This window comes from Tatumella ptyseos (assembly GCF_030552895.1).
Classification (GTDB): Bacteria; Pseudomonadota; Gammaproteobacteria; order Enterobacterales; family Enterobacteriaceae; genus Rosenbergiella; species Rosenbergiella ptyseos_A.
The window spans coordinates 1,008,617-1,024,089 of record NZ_CP130649.1 but is presented as its reverse complement, the minus strand read 5'-3'; the positions used below and the strand labels follow the sequence as shown (position 1 = coordinate 1,024,089).

General features: G+C 44.7%; 15 protein-coding genes. 5 read left to right on the top strand and 10 right to left on the bottom strand.

Annotation, left to right across the window (positions count from 1 at the left end):
* The first annotated feature begins 476 nt into the window (after positions 1 to 476).
* Positions 477 to 1,757: a citrate synthase gene (locus QJR74_RS04960; protein WP_304373472.1), complete on the top strand. Its 1,281-nt coding sequence runs from the start codon at positions 477 to 479 to the stop codon at positions 1,755 to 1,757.
* 46 nt (positions 1,758 to 1,803) lie between these two features.
* On the opposite strand, the gene aroE is transcribed toward QJR74_RS04960, so the two are convergent.
* The 8 genes from aroE to seqA all read right to left on the bottom strand — a co-directional run bounded on the left by aroE (position 1,804) and on the right by seqA (position 9,897).
* Positions 1,804 to 2,661, bottom strand: coding sequence for a shikimate dehydrogenase (aroE, locus tag QJR74_RS04955; protein WP_304373471.1), 858 nt, complete (start codon positions 2,659 to 2,661; stop codon positions 1,804 to 1,806).
* A gap of 171 nt (positions 2,662 to 2,832) precedes the next feature.
* A complete protein-coding gene (locus QJR74_RS04950; protein ID WP_304373470.1) occupies positions 2,833 to 3,765 on the bottom strand; it encodes a biotin-dependent carboxyltransferase family protein in 933 nt (310 codons plus the stop codon).
* Positions 3,759 to 4,415 carry a 5-oxoprolinase subunit PxpB gene (gene pxpB, locus QJR74_RS04945; protein WP_304373469.1) on the bottom strand — a complete coding sequence of 219 codons (657 nt, stop codon included), beginning with the start codon at positions 4,413 to 4,415 and terminating at the stop codon, positions 3,759 to 3,761. Before pxpB ends, QJR74_RS04950 begins: the two co-directional genes overlap by 7 nt.
* Positions 4,416 to 4,533: 118 nt before the next feature.
* Positions 4,534 to 5,277, bottom strand: a complete 744-nt coding sequence (locus QJR74_RS04940; protein ID WP_304373468.1) for a type 2 GTP cyclohydrolase I — start codon at positions 5,275 to 5,277, stop codon at positions 4,534 to 4,536.
* Between the two features lie 21 nt (positions 5,278 to 5,298).
* The gene (phrB, locus tag QJR74_RS04935; protein WP_304373467.1) at positions 5,299 to 6,732 is read right to left on the bottom strand and encodes a deoxyribodipyrimidine photo-lyase; all 1,434 of its coding nucleotides are present in this window, start codon (positions 6,730 to 6,732) and stop codon (positions 5,299 to 5,301) included.
* A 10-nt stretch (positions 6,733 to 6,742) separates the two neighbouring features.
* Positions 6,743 to 7,564, bottom strand: a complete 822-nt coding sequence (locus QJR74_RS04930) for a YbgA family protein (protein WP_304373466.1) — start codon at positions 7,562 to 7,564, stop codon at positions 6,743 to 6,745.
* 122 nt (positions 7,565 to 7,686) lie between these two features.
* Entirely contained in the window at positions 7,687 to 9,327 is a 1,641-nt protein-coding gene (gene pgm / locus QJR74_RS04925; protein ID WP_304373465.1) for a phosphoglucomutase (alpha-D-glucose-1,6-bisphosphate-dependent), read from the bottom strand.
* 27 nt (positions 9,328 to 9,354) lie between these two features.
* Positions 9,355 to 9,897 (bottom strand): replication initiation negative regulator SeqA, encoded by a 543-nt coding sequence (gene seqA, locus QJR74_RS04920; protein WP_304373464.1) that lies wholly within the window; start codon positions 9,895 to 9,897, stop codon positions 9,355 to 9,357.
* 210 nt (positions 9,898 to 10,107) lie between these two features.
* Here seqA and QJR74_RS04915 point away from each other — a divergent pair, with 210 nt between their 5' ends.
* From QJR74_RS04915 to fur, 4 genes are all read left to right on the top strand, one after another.
* Positions 10,108 to 10,878: an alpha/beta fold hydrolase gene (locus QJR74_RS04915; protein ID WP_304373463.1), complete on the top strand. Its 771-nt coding sequence runs from the start codon at positions 10,108 to 10,110 to the stop codon at positions 10,876 to 10,878.
* Between the two features lie 145 nt (positions 10,879 to 11,023).
* Positions 11,024 to 11,305 (top strand): LexA regulated protein, encoded by a 282-nt coding sequence (ybfE, locus tag QJR74_RS04910; protein WP_304373462.1) that lies wholly within the window; start codon positions 11,024 to 11,026, stop codon positions 11,303 to 11,305.
* Positions 11,306 to 11,425: 120 nt separating this feature from the next.
* On the top strand, positions 11,426 to 11,956 hold the full coding sequence (gene fldA, locus QJR74_RS04905) for a flavodoxin FldA (protein ID WP_304373461.1): 531 nt from the start codon (positions 11,426 to 11,428) through the stop codon (positions 11,954 to 11,956).
* Positions 11,957 to 12,054: 98 nt separating this feature from the next.
* Entirely contained in the window at positions 12,055 to 12,501 is a 447-nt protein-coding gene (gene fur / locus QJR74_RS04900; protein ID WP_048911775.1) for a ferric iron uptake transcriptional regulator, read from the top strand.
* A 52-nt stretch (positions 12,502 to 12,553) separates the two neighbouring features.
* Here fur and QJR74_RS04895 read toward each other — a convergent pair whose 3' ends face one another.
* Positions 12,554 to 13,504, bottom strand: coding sequence for a hypothetical protein (locus QJR74_RS04895; RefSeq protein WP_304373460.1), 951 nt, complete (start codon positions 13,502 to 13,504; stop codon positions 12,554 to 12,556).
* A gap of 233 nt (positions 13,505 to 13,737) precedes the next feature.
* Positions 13,738 to 15,402: a glutamine--tRNA ligase gene (gene glnS / locus QJR74_RS04890; RefSeq protein ID WP_304373459.1), complete on the bottom strand. Its 1,665-nt coding sequence runs from the start codon at positions 15,400 to 15,402 to the stop codon at positions 13,738 to 13,740.
* Positions 15,403 to 15,473: the final 71 nt, after the last annotated feature.

Sequence of the window (15,473 nt, the reverse complement as noted above, 5' to 3'; positions counted from 1 at the left end):
GACCTAGTAGGGATTATAGAGATATCACAATCTTATTACAATTACTCTACAATTTCTTTGTGTAAATTAAAACAAATCAGTGATCTAACTCACTATTACCGATATTTATCTAACGCTAATCCACTGATTTGATGCAAATAAAGGCTTTATTTTACATTTAGTCACAATAAAGGCTAAAAACACCAAATGTTATAGATTAATGCTAAACATATAACTATAGGTTATGCAATAAGCTCTTCAAGGACTAAATTTATTTTTTTTACGAAAGAATTATGATGTCACATAGTGGCTAAAATTATTTTAAAACAAAGGCATCCTATAGTTCACTTATTCTATCCTCGAATTATCCAGCGTATTACAGTGGATGAGCGCTATACTGCTTGACTCAGTTTTGATATAAATTGGTGACATAATTTTAACAAATTCACGAATCAATATTTGGATATCGTTCCAATCGTTCTTTTTGGAGGCAGTAAATGACAGATAAAAAGGTGACACTTACGCTCGACTCAAATGAGTCAGCCGTCGACCTGAATGTACTTAAAGGAACATTAGGCCAAGATGTAGTCGATGTACGTACGTTGGGAGCTCACGGTGTTTTTACTTTTGACCCAGGCTTCACTTCAACGGCATCTTGCGAATCCAAAATTACTTATATTGATGGTGAGGAAGGTATTCTTCTGCATCGCGGATTTCCAATTGCTGAATTAGCCACGAAATCCGATTATCTAGAAGTCTGCTACATTCTTCTAAACGGTGAAGTCCCAACCGCTGAACAGTATCAACAGTTTAAAACGCAAGTCACTCGCCATACCATGATCCATGAGCAAATCACTCGCCTATTCCATGGATTTCGTCGTGATTCGCATCCTATGGCGGTAATGTGTGGCGTTACAGGCGCCCTCGCGGCCTTCTACCATGACTCAATGGACGTTAACAATCCTCGCCATCGTGAAGTTGCCGCTTTCCGCCTACTCTCAAAAATGCCTACTGTAGCGGCGATGTGTTATAAGTACTCCATTGGCCAACCCTTTGTTTACCCTCGAAACGACCTCTCTTATGCCGGTAATTTCTTGCATATGATGTTTGCCACACCCTGTGAAGAATACAAAATCAATCCAGTCCTTGAACGTGCGATGGACCGTATTCTAATTCTGCATGCTGACCACGAACAAAATGCCTCAACCTCGACAGTCAGAACCGCTGGCTCTTCAGGAGCAAACCCTTTCGCCTGTATTGCAGCGGGTATTGCTTCATTATGGGGACCTGCACACGGTGGTGCGAACGAAGCAACCTTACATATGCTCGAAGAGATAAGCAGCGTCGAACATATTCCTGAATTCGTGCGTAGAGCTAAAGATAAAAATGACTCTTTCCGTCTGATGGGCTTTGGTCATCGGGTTTATAAAAATTATGATCCACGAGCTACGGTAATGCGTGAGACTTGTCATGAAGTCTTAGAAGAATTAGGAATGAAAGATGATTTGCTCGAAGTTGCTATGCAACTCGAACACATCGCATTAAACGATCCCTACTTCATCGAACGCAAGCTCTATCCAAATGTTGACTTCTATTCTGGCTTGATTTTAAAAGCGATGGGTATCCCTACGTCGATGTTTACCGTCATTTTTGCTATGGCACGTACCGTTGGTTGGATCTCTCACTGGATTGAGATGCACGAAGAAGGAATGAAGATCGCTCGTCCACGCCAGCTTTATACCGGATACACAGAACGTAAGTTCGAGTCTAAACGCTAATATTCTTACTCATAAAAAAGGAGAGCTTTGCTCTCCTTTTTAAAAATTACTTCGCGTCAAATATCTCTTCTAACGATGACTTCATCGGCGCACGATCGACTTTTTTACCGAACCAGTTATAAACGTTCTGCGCACCTTGGTTGACCAGCATATTCAAGCCATTCAAAGTGGTACATCCTTTGTTAGCCGCCTCGCGCAATAACTTGGTTTCTGGAGGATTAGGGATAACATCAGCCACAATCATCTCTTTCTGAATCGAAGCAAGATCGATATCAGGGATAGCTTCCGCATCGTTCAGACCGATTGACGTAGCATTAACCAGAATCTCGGTTTGGTTATCGATAGCCACTTGTTTAGTCCATTTTTTAAAAGAAGCCTTAGCTTTGGTATTCTCTTCGATAAGCTTAACTAAATCTTGACCCCGTTCTTCGTTACGATTGATGAGCGTGATGTGTTTTGCCCCAGCTAAGGCTGCTTCAACGGCAATGGCACGTGCTGCACCGCCCGCACCAAGAAGCGTGATATGTTTTCCTTTGACTGACGTGATTTCACTCAGTGCTTCGATAAACCCTTGGCCGTCAGTATTATAGCCGATAAGCTTGCCCTCTTTGATGACAACGCAGTTAACGGCACCAATGACTTTGGCCGAGGTATCGAGCTCATCAAGATATTGAATCACTTCTTGTTTATTAGGCAACGAACAACTAAAACCCTTCCACCCCATGGCTATCGCGCCTTTGATGGATTGCTCTAGCTTCTCAGGGCCGACTTCACAGGTAATGAAACGTGCATTCATCCCTTCTTTCTGATAACTCGCCTCGATCATGCGGACGGTCGGGTTTTCGCTACAGGGTGAAGAAAAAGACCCCGTTAGATCGCTCAGGAAGTTGATGTTTTTTGCCACGTGAAACTCCTTGTCAATTTAAGAATGGAACCGGTACCTTTTTGGATCGGTTTTTCTAAAGTGTTTAAATGAGTGTAGTCAATCTGCGCCAACATAAACAGCCTCGAGTTTGTGAGTGGTGAATATTCGCGCTAAAAAAACGTAAAAAATTTTTACGTAAAGCCGTTATTATCATGGCCGTCGAGTCAACCCCCATTCGATCATGTTCAATACCTGCTGCTGAGCGAGGGTCGCTTCGCGCGCTTGCGCTAACGTACAATAGATAAAATGTAGTGGCTCTCGAGGGCGCAATTGTGCCAAGTGATAAAGGTCACACTCGATGACTTGCCCTATCCGCGCGTAACCTCCAGTGGTTTGCGCATCGGCTAATAACACAACAGGCTGACCACTAGGAGGGACTTGAATAGTTCCCGGTAAAACACCGTGAGAAAGTAACTCTTCCCGATGCGCAAATTTTAATACTCTCCCCTCTAATCGATGTCCCATCCGATTACTTTGAGAGGTGACAGTCCAACCTGTTCGCCAAAATGCTTGCTGAGATTCTGTGGTGAACTGCTTAAATTCAGGGCCGGGTATCACTCGTACTCGGTTACCCCACAGTATTTGTCTCACTCCTACCGAACGCTCAAACTGTCGTGAAGCTGGGCCTAAGGGTAAGCGATCACCATTTAGTAAAAAGCGGCCATCAAAGCCCCCGAACTTAGCCGTGAGATCAGTACTTTGCGATCCCATCACTGTAGGCACTTCGAAACCGCCGCTAACAGCAAGATAGCTACGCATCCCTCTTAGAGGAGATCGTAATTGCAAAATTTGCCCAGCCTTAGCGAAATACCGCCAGCCTGTCGCCACAGGCTTTTCTGTTAATAGACTTTGGCAATCAGCCCCAGTTAACGAGAACCAACAGGATTGTTCGAAACGAAATTGTGCATTACCTTGCGTTATCTCTACCACTACTCGATTTTTATCATTACCCACCAGCATATTTGCGGTTTGCATGGCAGGACGATCTAGTGCTCCGCCACGCCCCACACCATACTGAGCTAACCCGAAGCGTCCCCCATCTTGTAGGGAGGTAGCAAAACCCGCTTTAATGACCGTCAGCATAGTCCATCCTTATGAGGAATAAAACGTACCGTATCACCGGGGCGCAACAAAAATGGCGCTTCACGTTTCTCATCGAATAATTGAGATGAGGTCTGGCCGATGATCTGCCAACCTCCGGGAGAGGTCAGTGGATAAATACCCGTTTGGTTCCCTGCAATACCTACGCTGCCAGCGGGTACAGAAAGACGTGGCGTTTGATGACGCGGACAGGCTAAACGCGGTGACAATCCTGAAAGATAGGGAAAACCAGGTTGGAAGCCAATGAAAAATACGGTATAGCGTTCAGCGCAGTGCGCCTCAACCACTTGTTTAGGCGTCAGGCCAACTGTCTCAGCCAATGAGAGTAAATCAGGGCCCGATGATTTACCGTAAATTACTGGGATATCAATACTTCTTGAGTCAGGGGTAAAAGAGGCTGCGGCTTTCCACCACTGTTTAAGCTGAGCTATCGCCTCCTCTTTCGAGGAAGGGATAGCATGCAAATGCAGAGTGAGATTATTCATTCCGGGGACAACTTCTGCCACTGCCGGTTCATGGCTGAGCTGCTGAGCTAATCCCCAAATACGCTGTTGAAGTAGAAACGATACTGGAGGACGTGATTCAATGACCAAGGCTCTTTCGCCCAACATATAAAATCGCATCTCTGACAAAGCTCACCCCCTAATGATATCGACAGTAGGTATATGAAAGGTGAGATTACCTTATCAGCAATTCGATACAGGAGTAAGGAATAAAACCCTATTTTTACAGGCTAGTTAGTACCTTAACTTAGACTGGATTATCAATATCGACAAACGTAACCTCAAGACCATGAGTGCGCGTTAACCATTCACCTAAGGCCTTTATCCCTCCTCGCTCGGTGGCGTGGTGCCCAGCGCTAAAGAAGTGTATGCCTCGTTCACGAGCGATATGTGTTGTTCTTTCTGACACTTCACCGGTAATAAACGCATCAACGCCCGCATCAGCGGCTTGTTCAATAAAATCTGGCGCCCCGCCTGTACACCAAGCAATCCGGCTAATCATTCCTTTCTCGTCGGGGCCACAATAGAGAGGCTGACGTTGTAAACGCTCAGCTATTCGTTGCGAGAACTGTTGTGCACTAATAGGCTGCTCAACGTGACCCTCAAGTAGGTAAGTGTCGATTTCACCACTAACCGTGATACCCAAGAGTTTTGCTAGCTGCACATTATTCCCGACTTCTGGGTGAGCATCTAAAGGTAAATGCCAGCCATAAAGATTAATATCATTGGTTAACAGCGTCTTCAGCCGTTGACGTTTCATATTTTTGATTACTACAGGCTCATTTTTCCAAAAGTAGCCATGGTGGACAATAATGGCATCGGCTTCCAATTCCACCGCTCGGTCCAGTAATGCTTGGCAAGCCGTCACACCGGTCACAATTTTTTGTACTGTCTCACGTCCCTCAACTTGTAAGCCATTGGGCGCATAGTCCTTAAACTGGGCGCTATTAAGATAACGGTCAATGTGCTGTTCTAAGAGCGTGTTTTTCATACGTATTCCTAACTCTAACGATTATCGATATTTTCGCGCCTGCTCGAATGCTTGCAAGGTCGCTTCCCGAGCCTGGCGATGTTCCACAATTGGTCGTGAGTAATCAAGTTTCTTATTCTGTTTATCCGCCCATAGCCAAGGTTCATGGATATTTTTTTCAGGTACCTCTTTCAACTCAGGCAGCCATTGACGAATAAACGCACCTTCAGGATCGAAGCGCTCACCTTGGCGAGTCGGATTAAAAATTCTAAAATAGGGCGCCGCATCTGTACCCGTCGAAGCAGCCCATTGCCAGCCACCATTGTTGGCCGCTAAGTCACCGTCAATAAGCTGTTCGGAGAAATATTGCTCTCCCCACCGCCAATCAATTAATAAATCTTTTACTAGAAAGCTCGCACAGACCATCCTTAAACGATTGTGCATCCAACCCGTTTTATTCAGTTGGCGCATTCCTGCATCAACAATGGGGAAACCTGTCTCACCTTTGCACCATGCATTAAAATGGTTTTTATTATTCTTCCACTCGATATGGTCAGTCCAGGTTTGAAAAGGTTGATAACGACATAATTGCGGTTCAGCAACTAATAGATGACGATAGAAATCTCGCCAAATTAATTCATTCAACCATGTCGCCGCCCCACCGCTCTGTTCTAAGGCGTTGGGGTGATCTTCAAGAATACGTTTTACACACTGTTTAGCGGAAAGTAGCCCGATGGCTAAGGCTGCTGATAAACGGCTCGTATCATCCTCAGCAGGCAGATCACGCTGCTTAGCGTAGTCATCAACCTTATTTTTCGAGAACTCACGTAATCTTGTTAATGCGGCGTCGTGACCTACGGGAAATCTTTTTGCGTCATATTCACCGGCTTTGGTTGAAAAATCGGGTAATTTTGAGCTCTTTACGGCTGACGGGTATTTACGTTGATGAGGTAGAGTGCTGCACTCAATCTCATCGGTACTCAGTTTTTTCAGTACCGCGCGAGAAAATGGCGTAAATACATGATACATCTTCCCTTGTCCTGTCAGGACAGAGCCGGGGGAAAAAAGCGTCGAGTCAGTAAATCCTTGGCAGACTATATCCTGTTGGTGACAGAGCGCTTCAATTTTTTTATCGCGGTTACGCTCATTGACTTCGTATTGATAGTTATAGAACACCCTATCAATTTTATGTTTTTCACATAATTGCATGAAATCTTTTTCAAGCGTTTGATAGTCCGGCGAATTAATAATTAACAGCGGGATCCCCCTCTCTTGCAAGTCCTGCTGGAGTATCACGAGTGCATCGTATTGATAGTTAAGCTGCCGAGCGGAGACATTGTGGTGCTTCCATTGTTCCGGTGTGACACACCAAAGCGCAATGACTTCTGCCTCATTATCCATACAGGCGGCGGAAAGCGCAGGATTATCTCTTAAACGTAAATCGTGACGAAACCAAACTAGGTGTTGCTGCGACATATTATTTAGCCTATAGATCGTATTCAATGAACCAAGGGTAAAGATACCGTTGCTGAGCAAGCCAGCCATGGGGGGCGGCAGCTTGCATAGTGCGTAACGTTGTCTTTACCTCACTCAAGGAGACCTCGCCCAAACGATATTGATGGATGAGTGCGGTAAGTTGTTGTCGAGCCTCGTCATCAACTTTCTTACGAAAATACCCCTGCAAATGCATTACAACATTTGTATGATTTTGTACCGTAGCAGCATAGCGTAGCAGCCGCATAAAATGCTGACGGTATTGGTGTGCAAATTCATATAAAGAAGGTTCATGCTTAATGTTAGCGATGAGGGGGCCGAGCTGCCGATAAGCGGGCTGAGAGTGAGCCAAGAATTGCATTTTATAGCGCGTATGAAACTCGATAAGCTTATGCGTCGATAAAGCATCGCTAAGCAACTGATTATATTCATGTAAAATACTTACCTGCTCTATAAAATGATTCCATTGTGCAATATCTGCTAAATCATTCTTATTGATCACAGGCACGACATCGAGTTCTTCAGCCAGTAAACTGAAGACCCTTCTAATTTTAGAGCTATCGGGATGGTCTGCTGGGTAATAGTTATCAATAACTACTCCGCAGAGCGTATCCAAAAATAATCCTTGTCCTTGAAACCATTTTTCTAAGTGAAACGGTGGCGTGAGAAGTTCATCGATACTTTTATGGGTTAAAGGAACATCAACGATAGATACGTTCACTGTCCCAGCTTCACTCTGAAAAGCAGAAGGAAAATTAAGGGGATCGACTATAGCATCGGCAGGCCAGTAAAACCTGGCAAGTGTAAGCTTCATTCATTGTCATCCTTTTCAATCAACAGGCCAAAGGTTTGCCCTTAAGCAGTAATTACTATCCCGAAAGTGTAGCCAACAAATGAAAAAGGCGCCATTAAGGCGCCCTGATCATCAAACTATCATTATGCGTTTTTCAGCACTTCACTGACTATCTCTACAGCTTCTTTCTCAATGCGCTGACGATGTTCTGCTCCGAGGAAGCTTTCACAATAGATCTTGTAAGCATCTTCTGTTCCAGAAGGGCGCGCCGCAAACCAACCGTTCTCAGTCATCACTTTCAGGCCACCGATTGGAGCATCATTACCCGGTGCACGGGTAAGACGAGCAATGATGGGATCCCCCGCTAAGGTATCCGCGCTCACCATCTCTGGGGAGAGTTTAGAAAGTGCATTTTTCTGAGCTGAGCTCGCAGAGGCTTGCAAGCGGTTATAACTTGGAGAACCAAATTGTTCAGCCAGTTCATCGTAGTGTTGCTGAGGGTTCTTACCGGTAACCGCGGTAATTTCAGCCGCCAGTAAACACATGATGATGCCATCTTTATCCGTAGACCAAGCTGTCCCATCAAAACGTAAGAACGAGGCGCCCGCGCTCTCTTCACCACCAAAACCGAGCGAACCTTCATAAAGACCGTCCACGAACCATTTGAAGCCCACGGGGACTTCAATCAGTTTACGACCAATATTCTTCACCACTCGGTCAATCATCGCACTGGATACTAATGTTTTACCCACAGCAACATCTTGGCCCCATTGTGGACGATGTTGAAATAGATAGTTAATCGCGACAGCCAAGTAATGATTAGGATTCATCAGCCCCGCAGGTGTAACAATACCGTGACGATCGTAATCGGGATCGTTACCAAACGCCAGATCGAATTGCTCGCGGTAAGCTAGCAATCCCGCCATGGCAGATTCTGACGAACAGTCCATGCGCACTGCGCCATCTTTATCAAGGTGCATAAAGCGGAAGGTCTGATCCACATGATCATTGACTAGAGTAATGTCGAGCTGATAATGCTCGGCAATACGTTTCCAATACTCAATACCACTGCCACCGAGAGGATCAACACCCAGGTGTAAGCCTGCTTTCTTAATAGCTGCAAAATCAATCACCTCGGCAAGACCTTCCACATAAGGTTGGATCAAATCACACTGTTTTAAAAGAGGGCTAGCATTCACGTCTGCTACAGAGAGGCGCTTAACTCCCTTTAATCCACCTTGGATCAAGGCATTAGCACGGTCCTCAACAACTTTAGTAATATTGGTATCCGCCGGTCCACCGTTAGGGGGATTATATTTAATACCACCGTCTTCAGGCGGGTTATGTGAAGGAGTAATCACGATCCCGTCCGCTTGAGGGCCTGAGTGTTTATTGTGTTCTAAGATAGCATTAGAAATAGCAGGCGTTGGCGTATAACCATTATCACTCTGAATGATGACTTCAACACCATTTGCGAGAAGGACTTCAAGCACCGAAATCATGGCCGGCTCTGACAACGCGTGGGTATCTTTACCGACGTAGCAAGGACCGGTAATCCCCTGCTTTTTGCGCTCTTCAGCAATAGCTTGCGCGATCGCCAAGATATGAGTTTCGTTGAAGCTTTGACGAACCGCGCTACCGCGATGCCCGGAGGTGCCAAACTTTACCGCATGCTCCGTGTTAGATAAATCTGGCGCCAATACATAATATTGGGCTGTTAATTGCGCCACGTTAATCAGATCGTGTTGCCCAGCGGGTTGCCCTGCTCTAGGGTGAGTTGCCATGAGTCCTTCTCCGGTACAATTATTTTATTAGAGCGTTCCGCAAACCTTATCTGTCAGTTCCTGCGGTAACTTCATTGTTTGCATAATATGTTCAACCATACTGCACTTTCGTCCAGTATTGGTATTGGTGATAACCCAATAAGGCGTGCCAGAAATATGCTTAGGCTTGGTATGGTTACCACTTTGTAATAACGTTAATTCGTCGCCTGCAAAATAGAGACGCGTCCGCCCTTGCATGGATTGGGTCGCTTGAGCAAACGCTTCGGCGTCCAGCTGATAAAGAGTGGAAAGGATTAACATAAACCGATTAACCGCACGCTTTTGCTCAGCATACTCATCGGAAAGCAATAGCTCTCGCACGGCACGAACACGATCGACAGGCTTCTTATCAATTGACGCTTTCGCCTTAGCTAAGTCCCCCGATGCAATAACTGCGGAATCTGCTTCCTGCAATGCTTGGTCAGTGACTTTTAACATTCTGCGTAAAATCTCAGACGCGCTTTCACCAATATGCTGAGTATGGCTGGCGATAAAGCGATAAAGGTCGTCATCTATTTCAATCGTTTTCATTGTAGTCCGTGCAAAAAAATTTGAGACTCAAGCTATTCGAATGAGAGAAGCATTAAGTCAATGTGATTATAAATTTAAACTGATATTGACCAACAGTTTTTAACTATTCTTCGTCAAAACTCAGATAATGCCTTAAGCTTTGGTCAAATAAGCGTAAAGGTCAATTTCATGATACCTTAACTTACCCTATTAACAGTAAGATCTTTAACGATGATTTTAAATAACCGCCTGCATTCTGCGCAATTCGCTGCTCATCATCCTGCAATCCTTCTTATTCATGGCTTATTTGGAAGTTTAGATAATCTCGGGATCTTAGCGCGTGAACTTCGACAAACCCATACAGTGTTGCAGGTGGATGTCCGTAATCATGGATTATCGCCGCGAAGCGAACAGATGGATTATGCGTCAATGGCCCAAGATATGTTTGATACGCTCGACTCGCATCAGCTTAAAGAGGTTATTGTTATTGGGCACTCAATGGGGGGAAAAATTGCGATGGCAATGACTGCACTCTCTCCTTTACGTATTAAGCAACTTGTCATTATTGATATCGCTCCCGTCAACTACCCGACCCGGCGTCACGACGCTATGTTTGCTGCGATGAATGCTGTGACTCAAGCTAGAGCAACGGAACGACCGGAAGCAAAAAACATAATGGAACGTACCCTTTTTGAACCAGAAGTCATTCAGTTTCTTCTAAAATCATTTCACCACGGTGAGTGGCGTTTCAATATCCCTGCACTGTGGGATAACTATTCCACCATTTCCGATTGGAAAACACTCCCTTCGTGGAACAGGCCGGTACTTTTTATTCGTGGTAAAAATTCTAATTACCTCGATGAGTGTTACCAAGTACCGCTGATCAAGCAGTTTCCCCAAGCCAAGGCTTACGTTATTTCAGGCGCGGGACATTGGGTTCATGCTGAAAAACCCCAAGCAGTACAACGTGCAGTGCAACGTTTTTTATCCATACCCAGATAAAAAAACGTTCCACCACGATTTTCTATAGCGCTGTGCGGTGCGGTAGAGTATTATTGCGCGCTCATTTTTAGCAGGCATCTACGCAACTTCATGATGCAGCAAAGGCTTAACTCTAAGACGTTCTGCAGGTACTTATTTTCTCATCATGGCAAAAGAACACACTGATCGAACAACCCTAGACTTGTTTGCAGAAGAGCGCCGGCCTGGCCGCCCTAAGACAAGTCCTTTGACACGCGATGAGCAGTTGCGTATTAATAAGCGTAATCAGTTAAGACGAGATAAAGACAAGGGCTTACAGCGCGTTGAACTGAAAATGCCCAGTGAAATTGTTGAAGCACTGAACACGCTAGCAGACCAACATAATATGAGCCGTAGTGAATTAATCGAGACAATGATCGCTTCTCAACTCGCGCTCAGCCGCAGCTAATTCGCACTCACGGATAAATCTGTAGACTTTACAAGTTCCGCAAGATTTTCAGGTCTGTTATCATCGTCGCAATAATTATCCACCCTATTTAGAACATAGATTCAAGAGGTAAACCTCCCCATGGCAATCGTAGGCATCTTTTTCGGTAGTGATACCGGCAATACTGAAAATATCTCAAAAATGATTCAGAAGCAGCTTGGAAAAGAGGTTGCGGACGTTCACGATATTGCAAAATGTGCCAAAGAGGATCTTGAAGCTTATGATATAATGCTGCTAGGTATCCCTACTTGGTATTACGGTGAAGCCCAATGTGATTGGGATGATTTCTTCCCAACGTTAGAAGAAATTGATTTTTCCGGCAAATTAGTTGCACTATTTGGTTGCGGCGACCAAGAAGATTATTCTGAATACTTTTGTGATGCCTTAGGAACAATTCGAGATATTATTGAACCTAAAGGTGCGGTCATTGTTGGGCACTGGCCAACTGAAGGCTATCATTTCGAAGAGTCGAAAGGACTCGCCGACGATAAACACTTCTTAGGCTTGGCTATCGATGAAGATCGTCAACCCGAACTCACGAATGAACGTGTAACAAGCTGGGTGCAGCAGATTTCAGATGAGATGCAGCTAAAAGAAATCCTTAATGCTTGATGGGGTTTTTCTACCAATTGTGTTACTGTAATAGGCGAATTTAAATATAAGAGGGGCTGCTCAATGCCCCTTTTAATAAAGCAACAGGACAATACTGCATGACTGATAACAACTCTGCACTGAAAAAAGCTGGTCTGAAGGTCACGCTACCAAGATTAAAAATTTTGGAAGTGCTTCAAGAACCAGAATGTCACCACGTCAGTGCGGAAGATTTGTATAAGCGGCTTATTGATATGGGTGAAGAAATTGGTTTAGCGACCGTTTATCGCGTCCTTAACCAATTTGATGATGCAGGCATCGTTACCCGCCACAATTTCGAAGGTGGAAAATCAGTTTTCGAATTGACCCAGCAGCAGCATCACGATCATTTGATCTGCTTAGACTGTGGTCGTGTCATTGAGTTTTCAGACGAATTTATTGAGACTCGTCAACGCGATATCGCGAAGCGCTTTGGTATTAAATTAACTAACCATAGCTTATATCTTTACGGTCACTGCACCGATGGCGATTGTCGAAAAGACGATACGCTACATGAAGAGCGTTAAGTTAATCTGTAAAAAAGACCCACGCTGGCGTGGGTTTTTTTATATCTATCGCTTATTTCAATACTGTCACGGGGCTGCTGATCCCTCTAAGCTGCCCCCTCTTTCTAACACTTTCCCGTCGAGAATGAGCTGAAGCTGTCGAACGAAGTTGATGGGCAAAAACGTGTACGGCTTGACTGATATCGGCTTTCATCATCGTCGGTGGCTCGATAAGTTGGCCACTCTCTAAATGGTAACAAAGCTCCGCCCCTTCATTCGCCTCCATAAAGATAACCTCACGGATATCCCGCTGCTGCTGTGTGAAATAATTTAGTTTCTGTTGTTGGGTCAGATTCCAGCGCTCGCTAAGATGGCTTTGATGTAGCGTGGCAATAAAAGGCATAATATCGACAGAAGCTCGATTCAACAGATAAAGCCCTTGATTCACTAATACATACAGCCTATTCATTACCAGGCGATAGCGTTGGTAATCGCTAAACTTTTGTCTTATCGGTACTCGACTTTCTTCTTCATGCTCACTTGTCGCAAGTAAGGCTGTCAGGGCGATAGCTTCTTCGAACCAAGTGTCTATGCCAGCAGATAATGAGCGGTCGCTCTCGACAAAAGCACGATATCTATCGAAACTTTCCGCCTTATTATAGAGTGTCGCGGCTAAATAAAGACCTTTTTCGCTTGAAGCGATTGTTGCAGTGGCTAGCATGATTTGTCGCCCTATCGCGGTTAAGACTTCCGACAGATTATGCTGCGCTAACGCATGCTGCCCCTTTTGTGCATTATGGTTAAGACGTCTAGCACTTAACAATAAAGTCGAGTGGACGAGAGGGTCACTAGCTGGTCTATGCAAATAATGGCTATTCGCCGTCTGACGATAGAGATGGGAAAACAAGGTTAAATAGCCTTCACCCAACTGATAAAACTGCAGGGTTTCTGGCTTCATACCGAAGTAGAAATCTTTAAAACGACTTAGTTTTTCAAATCCAGCTAATACAGTCTTTATCATCATTCATTCGTCCCACTGAACGCTTATTGGCGCGCAATCATTTCTGCTCATTGCTTTGTAGCAATGAACGCTTAAACCATAGCTCAACATCCTCTTTTACTCGCGGATGATTAAGATAAGATTAAAAATCGAAAAATAATGAAAAAAAGAACGAGGACAAAATGACTAAATGGGGAGAGAAAAGGCAGGATATTGCAGTAAGACACCAATAATAAGTGTCTTACTGCGTGGGCAGATTAAGCAGTCTTCTGCCAAGTATCGCGTAATCCAACAGTGCGATTAAAAACTAAATTATCAGCCGTTGAATACTTACTGTCAGCGCAGAAGTAGCCTTCACGCTCAAACTGATAAGGTTTACTCGCTTGAGCTGTCGCGAGACTTTGCTCGACAAACCCCTGACGAATTGCTAATGATTCTGGATTGATCGCCGTGAGGAAATCGTCTTCCGCCGCAGGATTCGGTACGCTAAATAAACGGTCGTATAATCTAAATTCTGCCGGTAATCCGGTCACGGCTGATACCCAATGAATAACGCCTTTAACTTTGCGTCCATCTGCTGGGTCTTTACCTAACGTCTCGAGATCGCAGGTACAGTGAATCGCCGTGATTTCACCTTGCTCATCTTTTTCGATACGCTCGGCCTTCACCACATAAGCATTACGCAGGCGAACTTCTTTGCCCAAGACCAGACGTTTGTAGTGTTTGTTTGCTTCTTCACGGAAATCTGCACGATCGATCCAAATTTCGCGACTGAAGGTGACCTCACGTGACCCCATATCGTTACGGTTCGGGTGCTCAGAAACAGTCAATGTCTGTTGAAAATCTTCAGGTAAATTATCAATGACCATTTTTACCGGATCTAATACCGCCATCGCTCGCGGCGCATTTTCATTTAAGTCATCACGAATACAAGATTCTAAAGAAGCCATTTCGACGATGTTATCTTGTTTCGTCACACCGATACGCTTACAAAATTCGCGTAGTGATGCAGCTGTGTAACCGCGACGACGTAAACCAGAAACCGTTAACATACGAGGATCGTCCCAGCCCTCAACCACTTTTTCGGAAACCAGTTGCGTCAGCTTACGCTTAGACATCACCGCATATTCCAAATTAAGGCGCGAAAATTCGTATTGGCGTGGGCGAGCTTCGATAGTGATGTTATCCAACACCCAATCATAAAGACGACGGTTGTCTTGGAATTCAAGTGTACAAAGCGAGTGTGTAATGCCTTCAATCGCATCTGAAATGCAATGAGTAAAGTCATACATCGGGTAGATACACCACTTATTACCGGTTTGGTGGTGCTCAGCAAATTTGATTCGATACAGTACTGGATCCCGCATCACAATAAAGTTAGAGGCCATATCGATTTTAGCGCGAAGACAAGCCGTCCCTTCAGCGAAATCACCCGCACGCATTTTTTCAAAGAGTGCTAAGTTTTCTTCGATACTACGCTCGCGGTAAGGACTATTTTTACCTGGCGAGGTCAATGACCCGCGATATTCACGAATTTGCTCAGGGGTTAGCTCATCCACATAAGCTAATCCTTTATTGATGAGCTCTACCGCGTAGCCATACAAACGATCGAAATAGTCTGAGGAATAGCGAGGTTCACCCTGCCAGGTAAATCCAAGCCACTCGACGTCACGCTTGATCGACTCGATAAATTCCACATCTTCTTTAACTGGATTGGTATCATCGAAGCGTAAATTACACTGCCCTTGATAATCCTGAGCGATACCGAAATTTAAGCAAATAGACTTCGCATGGCCGATATGGAGATAACCATTAGGTTCAGGGGGAAAACGAGTATGAACTTGGTTATGTTTGCCACTCGCCAGATCTTCATCAATGATCTGACGAATAAAGTTGGTTGGGCGGGCTTCAGCCTCACTCATCTTAAATCCCTCAATTACGGTGAACGGTACTTAGTATTAACTGTTATACCTTATGATCCATAAAGCTAGAC

Excerpts from the sequence above, each read along its gene's own strand:
- QJR74_RS04960 (WP_304373472.1), top strand. The coding sequence starts at position 477 with ATGACAGATAAAAAGGTGACACTTACGCTCGACTCAAATGAGTCAGCC.
- QJR74_RS04950 (WP_304373470.1), bottom strand. The coding sequence starts at position 3,765 with ATGCTGACGGTCATTAAAGCGGGTTTTGCTACCTCCCTACAAGATGGG.
- QJR74_RS04940 (WP_304373468.1), bottom strand. The coding sequence starts at position 5,277 with ATGAAAAACACGCTCTTAGAACAGCACATTGACCGTTATCTTAATAGC.
- phrB (WP_304373467.1), bottom strand. The coding sequence starts at position 6,732 with ATGTCGCAGCAACACCTAGTTTGGTTTCGTCACGATTTACGTTTAAGA.
- QJR74_RS04930 (WP_304373466.1), bottom strand. The coding sequence starts at position 7,564 with ATGAAGCTTACACTTGCCAGGTTTTACTGGCCTGCCGATGCTATAGTC.
- pgm (WP_304373465.1), bottom strand. The coding sequence starts at position 9,327 with ATGGCAACTCACCCTAGAGCAGGGCAACCCGCTGGGCAACACGATCTG.
- seqA (WP_304373464.1), bottom strand. The coding sequence starts at position 9,897 with ATGAAAACGATTGAAATAGATGACGACCTTTATCGCTTTATCGCCAGC.
- QJR74_RS04915 (WP_304373463.1), top strand. The coding sequence starts at position 10,108 with ATGATTTTAAATAACCGCCTGCATTCTGCGCAATTCGCTGCTCATCAT.
- ybfE (WP_304373462.1), top strand. The coding sequence starts at position 11,024 with ATGGCAAAAGAACACACTGATCGAACAACCCTAGACTTGTTTGCAGAA.
- fldA (WP_304373461.1), top strand. The coding sequence starts at position 11,426 with ATGGCAATCGTAGGCATCTTTTTCGGTAGTGATACCGGCAATACTGAA.
- fur (WP_048911775.1), top strand. The coding sequence starts at position 12,055 with ATGACTGATAACAACTCTGCACTGAAAAAAGCTGGTCTGAAGGTCACG.
- QJR74_RS04895 (WP_304373460.1), bottom strand. The coding sequence starts at position 13,504 with ATGATGATAAAGACTGTATTAGCTGGATTTGAAAAACTAAGTCGTTTT.
- glnS (WP_304373459.1), bottom strand. The coding sequence starts at position 15,402 with ATGAGTGAGGCTGAAGCCCGCCCAACCAACTTTATTCGTCAGATCATT.